At 68.5% G+C, this 11,716-nt stretch carries 10 protein-coding genes and 1 pseudogene; 2 read left to right on the top strand and 9 right to left on the bottom strand.

The window, feature by feature from the left end; translation table 11 throughout:
- The 8 genes and pseudogenes from BGO22_RS11880 to BGO22_RS11915 form a co-directional block, all read right to left on the bottom strand.
- Nucleotides 1-391: pseudogene (locus BGO22_RS11880) on the bottom strand (TIGR03087 family PEP-CTERM/XrtA system glycosyltransferase); the annotation flags it as partial.
- A gap of 10 nt (nt 392-401) precedes the next feature.
- Entirely contained in the window at nt 402-1,457 is a 1,056-nt protein-coding gene (locus BGO22_RS11885) for a FemAB family XrtA/PEP-CTERM system-associated protein (protein WP_175442817.1), read from the bottom strand.
- Nucleotides 1,450-2,316: an XrtA system polysaccharide deacetylase gene (locus tag BGO22_RS11890; protein ID WP_070398524.1), complete on the bottom strand. Its 867-nt coding sequence runs from the start codon at nt 2,314-2,316 to the stop codon at nt 1,450-1,452. The genes BGO22_RS11885 and BGO22_RS11890 overlap by 8 nt, the downstream gene beginning before the upstream one ends.
- Before the next feature lie 22 nt (nt 2,317-2,338).
- A complete protein-coding gene (locus BGO22_RS11895) occupies nt 2,339-3,487 on the bottom strand; it encodes an XrtA/PEP-CTERM system-associated ATPase (RefSeq protein WP_070398525.1) in 1,149 nt (382 codons plus the stop codon).
- Nucleotides 3,488-3,490: 3 nt separating this feature from the next.
- On the bottom strand, nt 3,491-5,023 hold the full coding sequence (locus tag BGO22_RS11900; RefSeq protein WP_070398526.1) for a TIGR03016 family PEP-CTERM system-associated outer membrane protein: 1,533 nt from the start codon (nt 5,021-5,023) through the stop codon (nt 3,491-3,493).
- 78 nt (nt 5,024-5,101) lie between these two features.
- Nucleotides 5,102-6,016, bottom strand: a complete 915-nt coding sequence (locus BGO22_RS11905; protein ID WP_070398527.1) for an XrtA-associated tyrosine autokinase — start codon at nt 6,014-6,016, stop codon at nt 5,102-5,104.
- Nucleotides 6,017-6,031: 15 nt separating this feature from the next.
- A complete protein-coding gene (locus BGO22_RS11910) occupies nt 6,032-7,600 on the bottom strand; it encodes an XrtA system polysaccharide chain length determinant (RefSeq protein WP_070398528.1) in 1,569 nt (522 codons plus the stop codon).
- 69 nt (nt 7,601-7,669) lie between these two features.
- A complete protein-coding gene (locus tag BGO22_RS11915) occupies nt 7,670-8,293 on the bottom strand; it encodes an XrtA/PEP-CTERM system exopolysaccharide export protein (protein WP_070398529.1) in 624 nt (207 codons plus the stop codon).
- Between the two features lie 260 nt (nt 8,294-8,553).
- Here BGO22_RS11915 and BGO22_RS11920 point away from each other — a divergent pair, with 260 nt between their 5' ends.
- Nucleotides 8,554-9,750, top strand: coding sequence for an amino acid aminotransferase (locus BGO22_RS11920; RefSeq protein WP_070398530.1), 1,197 nt, complete (start codon nt 8,554-8,556; stop codon nt 9,748-9,750).
- 91 nt (nt 9,751-9,841) lie between these two features.
- Here BGO22_RS11920 and ygiD read toward each other — a convergent pair whose 3' ends face one another.
- Complete coding sequence (gene ygiD / locus BGO22_RS11925; protein ID WP_070398531.1) at nt 9,842-10,654, bottom strand: 4,5-DOPA-extradiol-dioxygenase; 813 nt, start codon at nt 10,652-10,654, stop codon at nt 9,842-9,844.
- 128 nt (nt 10,655-10,782) lie between these two features.
- Between ygiD and phaZ the strand changes: the two genes are divergently transcribed.
- A partial coding sequence (gene phaZ, locus BGO22_RS11930; RefSeq protein WP_286850983.1) for a polyhydroxyalkanoate depolymerase occupies nt 10,783-11,716 on the top strand: 934 nt, incomplete at its 3' end.

Consider the following 11,716-nt stretch of genomic DNA (forward strand, 5'->3'; position numbering starts at 1 on the left):
TGGGCACCCGCGGCAGCAGCTCGTGGGCGTAGGGCGCCATGGTGGACGAGAACACCACGCTGGCCACGGGCTGGTGCTCGGCCGCCACCCGCCTCACCCAGTCGCGCAGGCCGGCGTGGCGGTAGTAGGCCAGCGACTGGGCCTCGCCCGTGAGCAGCGCGCGCGCGCTGGCGAGCTTGCGCCAGCGCGGGTTCAGGCGCGCCACGTACAGGTCCGGGCACAGGGCGCGCAGGGCGTCGAGGTGGACCTCGTCGGCGGGGTCGTCGATGAAGGTGGCCAGGAAGACCCGGTGGCGCTGCTGCAGGTGGCGCAGCAGGTGGTACGAGCGCACCTTGTCGCCCTTGTCGGGCGGGTAAGGCATGCGGTGGACGAGGTAGAGCAGCGGTGTCATCGCCCTGCCCTCACCCCAGGTTCCTGACGATGTGCGGGCCCAGCCAGTTGGCCACCGGCAGCGGCAGGCGCCGCCAAGTCTCGATCATCAGTTTGTACTTGGGGTTGGCCGGGTTGTTCTGGGGGATGCTGTCGCGCTTGTAGAGCCGGTACTCGTAGTGCAGCGGCGTGGGCTCGAAGCCCCAGTTGCGCTTGAACGAGAACGGCCCGGTGCCGACCTTGCTGCGGCCGTAGTCGAAGACCTTGAGGCCGCGCGCGCAGGCGCGGCGCATGAGTTCCCAGTACTTGAAGTCGTTGCCAGCCAGGTCGCGCGCGGCGGTGTCGTCGCCCGCGAAGGTGGGCAACACCTCGTCGCGGAAGTAGAAGCTCAGCACGCTGGACAGGGGTTTGCCCTGGTCGTCGGTGACGGTGAGCACCTCGCAGTCGTCGCCGAAGGTGTCGCGCAAGGCCTGGAAGTAGCGCCGCGACAGCGCCGGCGTGCCATGGCGGTGCACGTTGCTGGCGTAGAGCGCGAAGAAGCGGTCCACGCCGGGGTCGATGTGCGAGACCAGGCCGTTCTTGATGCCCTTGCGCACCATGGCGCGCTGCTTGCGCGGAATGGCCAGCATGTTGGCCTCTTCGGTCGGCTCGATGGGCTTGCGGAAGGTGACGTACAGCGCGTCCTGCGCGGGCCAGTCGGGGTGGCGGCGCTGCAGGTGGCGCAGTTCCAGGTGGTCCACGCCCAGGCGCTGGGCGATGGCCTGGGCCTCGGCTTCCAGCGCGGCGCGGGCCTCGTCGTCCAGCGCGGCCACGCCGCCATAGGCCGCGAACGGCAGGCTGCTCAGCGAATGGCCGAACAGGCGGCTGTGCACGCGCGCCAGCGGCAGCACGCCGCGGATCTGGCCGTTCGATTCGGCCCACAGGAAATGCGTGTCGTGGCGCAGCACCTCGCGCGTGATGCGCTCCCAACCCGCGCGGTGGAAAAAGGTGGCCTCGGGGCAGGCCGTCACGAAGGCGTCCCAGCGCGCGGCATCCGCGGCGCGCGAGCCATCGAGGCGGTGCAGGCTCAGGTTCGTGGTCTCAGGCAAGCGCCACCTCTGCCTGCCGGCGCCCGAGGAAGATCTGGTCCATGCGGCCCCAGGGCAGGTCCTTCAGGAGCCGGCGCAGCTTGGCCTCGTTGCGCTCGAGATTCACGTAGTGGCGAAAGCGCGTCTTCAGGTCGATGCCGGGCACGCGCGGCTGCTCGGCGTCGATCTCCCAGGGATGGAAATAGAAGATGGCGGACTCGCCGTCGCGCCGGTTCACCGATTCGATCATCCAGCGCGACAGGCTGTAGGGCAGCAAGCGGAAGTAGCCGCCGCCGCTGGACGGCAGGTTGCGGCTGAAGACCCGCAGCGTGGTGGGCGGCACCTCGATCAGGCCCTCGCGCACGGGGTGCACGAAGCGCGGCGCGTCGGGCGAGCCGTAGTGGTCGTGGCGCACCGGGTAGATGCTGGAGCTGTAGCGGTGGCCGGTGTCGGCCAGCACGTCCAGGGCCCAGAGGTTGCCCTCGCCGATAGAGAAACTCGGCGCGCGGTAGCCCAGCACCTCCACGCCGCCGGTGTCTTCCAGCACGCGCCGCGCGCGCACCACGTCGTCGCGGAAATCGGTGGCGTCCAGGTCGCTCACGCGCTGGTGCCCATAACCGTGGCTGGCGAGCTCGTGGCCCTGCTCGACGATGCGGCGCACCATGGCCGGGTAGCGCTCGGCGATCCAGCCGAGGGTGAAGAAGGTGGCCTGCGCGCCCTCGTCGGCCAGCATCTGCAGGATGCGGTCCACGTTGCGTTCGACGCGGCACTCGCAGCGGTCCCAGTCGCTGCGCCGGATGTAGGGCGCCAGGGCGGAGACCTGGAAGTAGTCCTCGACGTCGATGGTGAGGGCATTCAGGCGATCGGTTTTCATCAGCATGAGGTGCTCTCCCTGAAAGGGGTCAGCCCGGCGGCGTGTCGCTGGGCGCGCCGCCCTGCGGACCGTTTCCATTGCGTCCCTTGCGGGCGCCCGCGACGATGCGCCGCAGCGAGCTGAGGATTTCCAGGCTGATGCGCTCCTGGCGCAGCACGCTGCGCTCGATGCGCAGCAGGCGCGCGCTGAGCTGCTCGGCCGCCACCTGCGTGAGCTGCTCGGACATGCCCTCGACCATGCCGGGGTCGATGTCCAGGTCCAGCGGCTCGACCTGGTCGGTGAGCGTGGGCGGCATGCCGCGCAGGGGAATCTCGGCCAACGGGCCCCAGCGGCTGGCGTCCTGCTCGGTGCGCGTGGGCGAGGCGGCGGTCTCGGCGCGGGCCTCGTTCACCACGTCCTGGAAGGCTTCCAGCGTGAGGTGCGGCGTCTCGGCCAGGAAGCCCTGCAACAGCAGCCGGTCCACCAGCAGGTTGATGCGGCGCGGGATGCCGCCCGACTCCTGGTGCAGCAGCGCGAAGATGCCTTCGTCGAAGGTGGGTTTGTCGGTGGCGCCGGCGCACTTGAGGCGGTGCTCCACATAGCCGCGCGTGTCCTCCTCGTCCAGCGGGCCCAGGTGGCAACGCGCCGTGACGCGCTGGCGCAGCTGCAGCATGCGCGGGCTTTGCAGGATGTCGCGGAACTCGGGCTGGCCGATCAGGAAGGTCTGCAGCAGCGCCTGGTCGCCGAACTGGAAGTTGGAGAGCATGCGCAGCTCTTCCACCGCCTGGGGCTGCAGGTTCTGCGCCTCGTCGACGATCAGCAGGCAGCGCTTGCCCTGCGAGACCTGGGTGATGAAGTAGGCCTCCAGGGCCATGAGCATGTCGGCCTTGCTGTTGCCCTTGACGGACACGCCGAAGGCGGCGCACACCAGCTTGAGCGCGTCCTCGGCGCCCAGCTGGGTGCTGACGAGCTGGGCGGCCACGACCGAGCCGTTCTCCAGGCTGTCGAGCAGGTCGCGCACGATGGTGGTCTTGCCAGCGCCCACCTCGCCCGTGATGACGATGAAGCCCTCGCCGCGCATGACGCCGTACACCAGATAGGAGCGCGCGCGCCGGTGCGGCTTGCCCGAGAAATAGAAACGCGGGTCCGGGTTGAGCTGGAAAGGCTTGCTCTTGAGCCCGTAGAAGGCTTCGTACATGGATCAGAACCGATGGGAAACCATGGCCTGAATGGCCGTTTCCCGGTAAGGGGTGGTGGCGTCGAACGACGAGCGGCGCAGCATCACGACACCGGTGGTGCGGGCGCTCAGGCGCGTGGTCAGCGCCAGGGTGATCGAATCGAGCCGGTTGAACAGCGTCGTGCCCACGCCCACGTTTTCCTGGCGCTGGAAGGTGATGCTGGCCGCGGAGCGCGGCGAGAGGCGGTGCGCGTAGGCCACGCTCCAGCCCTTTTGCAGGATCTCGCTGGCGAAGTTGAAGTCGTCGCCGGTGACCAGGCTGTTGTTGAGCTGGTTCGAGCGCGTGCGCTGGATCGCGGCCGTGAGGGCGCCGCGGTTGAGCATCAGCACGAAGGCCAGTTCCTGGATGCGCTGCTCGGTGACGAAGGACGTGAGGTAGCCGGGGAAGTTGGTGGTGTTGCCCGGTAGGCCCAGGCGCTCCAGCTCGCTCTGCACGCGCTGCGCGCGCTGCACCGGGTCGGGGATGCTGCCGCCGTACAGGGCGTCGAGCAGGCCCGACAGGGTGGTGCTGCCGTCGCCCAGTCCCAGCTGGCTGGTGGAGATGTCGCGCGAGTCCGTGAAGCGCACCACCGCGCGGCGCATCTGGTACTCGGCCTGAAGGTTGTGGTCGTGGCCGAAAAAGCGCTTGTTCGCGCCCATGGCAATGCGCGCGTTTTGCGTCGGTCGCCAGTTGAAGCCGCCGCCCCAGGTGGAGTAGGACTCGGTATCGGCCGTGAGCACGTTGTTGGATTCGCGGCCGCCCTGCACGTAGACCAGCAGCGTCGGGGTCACCGCGTAGTTCAGTTGGCCGATCACCTGCTGCAGCGTGACCTTGCGGCCCAGGCTGTAGTCGAGGTTGCTGCGCGAGGCGTCCAGCGCCCAGCCCAGGCGGGCCACGCCCTCGCTGCTGGCCAGGCGGCCCGAGACGGTGTTCTCGTCGATGTCCGATCGGTTGTCGGCCTGGGTGCGCGAGGTGAAGCGGCTGTAGCGCAGCTCGTAGTCAACGGCGTCGTTGAAGCTGCCGCGCAGGTAGGGCGAGATACGGAACTGCTTGGTCTCCGCCAGGTTCGGGCGTTCGAAATCGCCCACCGGTTGAACATCGAAGGCCGAAACGCGGCTGCGGCCGACGTTGCCGTTGAACTCGACGAAGGCGGTGTTGTTCCAGGCGTCGAGCAGCAGGTTGGCGTCCAGGCCCTGCAGGTGGTCCTCCTGCCCCACGCCTTGCGCCTGGTACAGGCCGCTGAGCGAGTAGTCGACGCTGCCGGTCAGGCGCGGCAGGTTGAAGACGGCCAGCACCGAGGCGCCCAGCTCGGTGGTCCATTCGGACTGGCGGTCGGTGCCGCTGAGCAGGTAGTTGTCGGTGTACCACTGGCGGGCGAACACGCGCGGCTCTATCCACACGCGCGGCGGCGGCCCCTGCGGCGTGATCGACTCCTGCACCTGGGTGGCGGCGCCCGGCACTTCCATCGGCACCTGCGCGCGCGCCGTTCCCGCCAGCGCCAGGGTGGCCAGGGCCACGGCGCTCAGTGGCAGGCGGCACCGGAGGCGCGGGATCGAGGGGGTCGCTATCGGGCGCATGGTCTGCCTCGCTGGCCGTTAGGCCGTGGTGTTCGCCTCGGCCGGCGCATCCGTGCCGTAGCCGTAGCCATAGCCGTAGGAGTTGCGCTCTTCCTCGCGGACCTGGTTGAGCACCATGAGCTTGATCGGACAGTTCTCGATCGCCTCCAGCGCGTGGCGCACCTGGGCGCGCTGCGTCTGGCCGGCCTGCACCACCATCACGATCTGGCCCATGTGCGAGGCCAGCACGCGCGACTCGGTGGTCATCAGCAGCGGCGGCGAATCGAAAATGATGATGCGCTCGGGGTAGCGGCGCCCCATCTCCTCCACCAGCGTGCTCATGGCGTCGCTGGCCAGCAGTTCGGTGGCGCGCGCGTGCGGCGTGCCGCTGGGCAGCAGCGTGAGCTTGTCGATGTTGGTGCGCAGCAGCACCTCGGACATCTCGGTCTCGTTGCCCACCAGCAGGTCCATCAGGCCCCGGCCGGACGGCAGGCCCAGGGTCTTCATGACCGAGGGGCGCGAGACGTCGGCGTCGACCAGCAGCACCGTGTGGTCGAGCTCCATGGCGATGCTCACCGCCAGGTTGATGGCGGTGAAGGTCTTGCCCTCGCCCGCCAGCGCGCTGGTGATCATGATGCGGTTGCCGTGGGTCACGGGCGCGGCGCCCTTGCCCATGGCGTTGGCCAGCAGCGGGCGCTTGATGACGCGGAACTGCTCGGCCGTGAGCGAGCGCTGGGCCTTGGGCGTGACGAAGCCCGCTTCCGTCAGGGCGTCCAGGTCGAGCTGCACGACCTTGGAGCTGCTCTGCGGACGCAGGGGCTGGGTGGGCCGCGGCATGGCCATGGGCGGGCGCGCCACGGCAGCCGGCGGGGCCTCGGGGGTGTCGGGTATGTCGGCCCCGGCCTGGCGAAGCTGCTCCAGCCGTTGCGCCGCTTTTTCGATCAGACTTGCCATCGCTTCAGGCCCCATTCAAACGGATGACTGGTGAATGGACAGCGCCACCATGCCCAGCGCGAACAGCAGCACCAGCGCGGCGATCGCGACGATCACCCGCAGCAAGCTGCGCCCCTGGCGGTGGCGGATCACCTCGTTGCGCACCTGGGTGACCACACCCAGCAGGGGCAGGTCGACCGCGCTGCGCAGGCCTGCGGCATCGAAGTACACCGGCCGCAGGTTGCTCACCATGAACGCCACCGCCGCGCCGGCCACCAGCGAGAGCAGCAGCACGCCGGGCAGCAGCACCACGCGGTTGGGGGCCACCGGGCGGCGCGACACCTGAGGCGGCTCGACCACGCGGAACTGCGCCACGTGCGCGTCGCTCTGCAGCTCGTTGCTCAGGGCCACGGTCTCGCGCCGCGCGACCAGGTCCTCGTAGTTCTTGCGGTGCACGTCGTAGTCGCGGTTGAGTTGGGCCAGTTCGGCCTCGACCTGCGGCGCCACCTTGGCCTGTTCGCGGATGCGGGCCGCGCGGCCTTCGTATTCAGCCACGCGCGCGCGCAGCGAGGCGACCTGCACCTCGGTGGCGGCCAGCGTGCGCGACATCTCCTGCATCGCGGGGTTCATGTCGGGCATGGGCCGGCCGGCGGCCTCGGCCTGCTGGGCGCGTTTGCGCAGGGCCTCGACCTCGCGCGCCTTCTGCTGCTCGAGCTCGGCGATCAGCTTGCGGGTGTTCTGCACGTCGGGGTGCTGCTCGGTGAAGCGCTGCAGCAGGCCGTCGAGGTTGCGGCGCAGCACGTCGATGCGGGCGTCGATCTCGGGCGTGGCGAATGTCTGGGCAGGCAAGGTGGCGGCGGCGTTGCGGGCCGCGGCGCGCGCCTGCTCGAGCTGGGCACGGGCCGCTTCGCGGGCGCTTTCGGCCTCGCGCAACTCCAGCCGCGCCTGGCTCAGCGTGGTGCTGATTTCGGCCATGCGGCCGGCCATGTCCACCCCGCCCTGGGTCTGCATGTCGATGTGGCGCAGGCGGAAGTCCTTCAACCGCGTCTCGGCGTCGGTGAGCTTGGACTCATAGTTGCGGATCTGCTCCTCGATGAACTTGCGCGCGTTCTGCGCATCGGCCGTGTAGGCCCCCGTGCGCGAGGCGATGAAGGTCTTCATCAGCGCGTCCACCACGCGCAGCGCCAGCTGCGGGTTCTGGTCGCGGTAGGAGATGGTGTACAGGTTGTCGCGGCCGGTGGACTTGAGCTGGATGTTGCCCATGATGCGGCCGACCAGCGCGTCCCGCTCTGCCTTGCCGGCCAGGGGCACGCCCAGGTCCTCGGTCTGCACCAGCTTCTCGATGGTGGGCCGGCTGATGAGTGTGCGGCCCAGCATCGCCACCTGCTGCTCGACGTCGGGCTGGATCGTCAGACCCGCCATCAGCGGACGCAGGATGGATTGCGTGTCGACGTACACCCGGGCCGATGCCTCGAAGCGGTCGGGGATGAACATCACGGCGGCGGCGCCCAGGAGGGCCACGGCCCATGCCACGGCCACACCGGTGCGGCGGTACAGCCACATGCCGCGCAGCGCGTTGGTGAGTTGGTGGATCAGTTCATGCATGCGGATTGCGGGACGATCGGGGCAAGCGCGATCACCGTCGGACGACGGTGATCAATCGGAAGGGCCTGGTCAGAACCAGCCTTGGGGAATGATCAGCACATCGCCCGGCAGCATCTCGACATTGGCCGAGATGTCGCCGCGCTTGACCAGGTCGTCCAGGCGCACGCTGTAGCGCTTGTTGCCCTCGGCGGCGCGCACGATGGTGGCCTTGTTGCCGCTGGCGAATTCGGTCAGGCCGCCGGAGGCGATCAGCACGTCCATCACCGTCATCTTGTGGCGGAACGGCAGGGCCTGGGGCTTGACGGCCTCGCCCACCACACGGACCTGCTCGCTGTGCGAGCCCACGAAGTTGGTGACGATCACGGTCACCACCGGATCGCGCACGTACTTGCCGAGCGCCTTCTCGACGTCGCGGGCGATTTCCTGCGAGGTCTTGCCCTGGGCAAGGAGTTCATCGACGAGCGGGGCGGAGACCTTGCCGTCCGGCCGCACGGGCACCACGGCCGACAGCTCCGGGTTGCGCCACACGCTGATGGACAGCGTGTCGCCCGGGCCGACGAGGTAGTTGTAACTGGCGCCCGCGGATGCGGTCGGAGGCGCGGGCGGATACGAACCGCCGCTGGCGCAGCCAGCCAGGATGGCCGCAGCCGCCAACATGGCCACGCGGAAGCGGATGGACGTATGTTTTTGCATGCTCACGGCCTCCAAAGAAGGGACAAGTGTTAATAAAAGTAAACAGTCGGCGAATATACCCCAGCACCCTATGGTGAACCACCTTCACGCCTCGGGAAACTCATTCAAACGTGGGACTCCATGCAGTACTGCACGCGCAGTACATCATGGCGACGCAAGCGCAGTCAAAGGTCGACACCTGACGAAGCTCCGATACCCCCGGCTGTGCGGTGGCCAGCGCTCTAGAATTCCGGGTCTTCCACCTCTTCCCCAGCCCCCTCATGAGCCTCTTCTCCGCCGTTGAAATGGCCCCCCGCGACCCGATCCTGGGTCTGAACGAGCAGTTCGCCGCCGACAGCAACCCCAACAAGGTGAACCTTGGGGTGGGCGTGTATTTCGACGAGAACGGCAAGCTGCCGCTGCTGCAGTGCGTGCAGGCGGCCGAGAAGGCCATGATGGACAAGCCCGCCGCGCGCGGCTACCTGCCCATCGACGGCATCGCCGCCTACGACAACGCGGTCAAGGGCCTGGTCTTCGGCGCCGACAGCGAACCCGTCAAGAGCGGACGCGTGGCCACCGTGCAGGCCCTGGGCGGCACCGGCGGCCTCAAGATCGGCGCCGACTTCCTCAAGCGCCTGAGCCCGTCCGCCAAGGTGCTGATCAGCGACCCGAGCTGGGAAAACCACCGCGCCCTCTTCACCCAGGCCGGCTTCGAGGTCGGCACGTACACCTACTACGACGCGGCCAAGCGCGGCGTGGACTTCGACGGCATGCTGGCCAGCCTGCAGGCCGCCGCGCCCGGCACCATCGCCGTGCTGCACGCCTGCTGCCACAACCCCACCGGCTACGACATCACGCCCACGCAATGGGATCGCGTGATCGAGGTCGTCAAGGCGCGCGGCCTCACGCCCTTCCTGGACATGGCCTATCAGGGCTTCGGCCACGGCATCGCCGAAGACGGCGCGGTGATCGCCAAGTTCGTGGCCGCCGGCCTGGTGTTCTTTGTCTCCACCTCGTTCTCCAAGAGCTTCAGCCTGTACGGCGAGCGCGTGGGCGCCCTGTCGGTGCTGTGCGCCGACAAGGCCGAGGCCGACCGCGTGCTCTCGCAGCTCAAGATCATGGTCCGCACCAACTACTCCAACCCGCCCATCCACGGCGGCGCGGTGGTGGCGGCCGTTCTCACCAACCCCGAGCTGCGCGCGCTGTGGGAGAAAGAGCTGGGCGAGATGCGCGTGCGCATCAAGGCCATGCGCCAGCAACTGGTGGAAGGGCTGAAGGCCGCCGGCGTGAAGCAGGACATGGGCTTCATCACCGACCAGATCGGCATGTTCAGCTACTCCGGCCTGACCAAGGACCAGATGGTGCGCCTGCGCAGCGAGTTCGGCGTCTACGGCACCGACACCGGCCGCATGTGCGTGGCCGCGCTCAACGGCAAGAACATCGGGCACGTCTGCAAGTCCATCGCCGCGGTGCTCTGAGCACCGCCTGGCCAGGGGGCCCGCGGAACCGGCTTCGCGGAGCCGCAGGCGCCGCCCCCTGTCAGGGGAAACGCGCGAAGCGCGCCGGGGATCACCCCCAGATGACCGATCTCATCGAGATGGCGGCGGCCTGGAAGCCCTCGTTGAAGAACTCGATGGGCTCGTCCGGGTCGACCGCGCCGGCCGCGTACAGCAGGGGCAAGTAGTGGTCCCAGGTGGGCTGCGAGAGGTGGGCCATCTCGCCCTGCGACTGGAACGCCGCCAGGCCGGGGGCATCGCCCGCCTGGATCAGGCCCGCGACGTGGGTGTCAAAGTCCACCGCCCAGTCGTAGGCCTGGTTGTCGGGCACGTCGCGGCGCATGACGCGCAGGTTGTGCACGATGTTGCCGCTGGCCACGATGAAGACGCCGCGCGAGCGCCAGGCCTTCAACTGGCGGCCGATGGCCAGGTGCTCGGCCGGCGGCCGGCCATAGTCCATGCTGAGCTGGACCACGGGGATGTCGGCCTGCGGAAACATGGGTTTGAGCACCGACCAGGCACCATGGTCCAGCCCCCACTCCCCTTCGTCGACACCCACCGCGCCCTGCCCCTCGGGCAACTGGAGCGACTGCGCGATCTCGCGCGCCAGGCCGGGCGCGCCGGGCGCGGGGTACTGCTGGTCGAACAGCGCCTGGGGGAAACCGCCGAAATCGTGGATGGTGCGCGGCCGGTCCATGCCGGTGAGCCACCAGCCATGGGTCAGCCAATGGGCCGAGACGCACAGGATCAGGCGTACCCCGGGGATGCGCTCGCGAAGCTGAGGCCCCAGCGCCTGCCAGGTGCGGCGCCAGTGGTTGTCCTCGATGGTGTTCATGGGGCTGCCGTGGCCGACGAAGAGCACAGGCAGGCGATGGGGGGTGTTCATGGGCGGAATTGTCGGCCAGCCTGGTGCACAAAGGCGACAGTTGGGGTCTTTGCCCCCGTGTTCTCCCCAGAACAAGGCCATCGGCATCCTGCTACATTGCACTGCAACATTTCACGAAGGCATGACCCATGCTGTACCAGATCTACGAAACCCAGCGCTCTTTCATGGAGCCCTTCACCGACCTGGCCGAGGTCGCCTCGCGGATGTTCAGCAACCCGCAGCTGCCTTTCGCGCAGCTGCCCCTGGCCCAGCGCATCTCGGCCGGCTACGACCTGCTGCACCGCCTGGGCAAGGACTACGAGAAGCCCGAATTCGGCATCCGGACCGTGGACGTGAACGGCGTGGACGTGGCCATCCATGAGCGCGTGGACATCGACAAGCCCTTCTGCGAGCTGCGCCGCTTCAAGCGCTTCACGGACGACCCCAACACCCTGACCGCGCTCAAGGTGCAGCCGGTGGTGCTGGTGGTGGCGCCGCTGTCGGGTCACTACGCCACCCTGCTGCGCGACACGGTTCGCACCCTGCTCAAGGACCACAAGGTCTACATCACCGACTGGAAGAACGCCCGCCTGGTGCCGCTGGCCGAGGGCGAGTTCCACCTGGACGACTACATCAACTACGTGCAGGAGTTCATCGGCCACGTGCAGGGCATTTACGGCAACTGCCACGTGATGAGCGTGTGCCAGCCCACGGTGCCGGTGCTGGCCGCGGTGTCGCTGATGGCCAGCCGGGGCGAAAAGGTGCCCCTGTCCATGACCATGATGGGCGGCCCGATCGACGCCCGCAAGTCGCCCACGGCGGTGAACAACCTGGCCATGCAGCGCAGCCACGAGTGGTTCGAGAACAACGTCATCTACCGTGTGCCGGAGAAGTTCCCCGGCGCCGGCCGGCGCGTGTACCCGGGCTTCCTGCAGCACAGCGGCTTCGTGGCCATGAACCCGGACCGCCACGCCTCCAGCCACTACGACTACTTCCAGGACCTGGTGAAAGGCGACAACGACAGCGCCGAGGCGCACCGCAAGTTCTACGACGAGTACAACGCCGTGCTCGACATGGACGCCG

The organism is Hydrogenophaga sp. 70-12, assembly GCF_001897365.1.
Taxonomy (GTDB): Bacteria; Pseudomonadota; Gammaproteobacteria; order Burkholderiales; family Burkholderiaceae_C; genus Hydrogenophaga; species Hydrogenophaga borbori.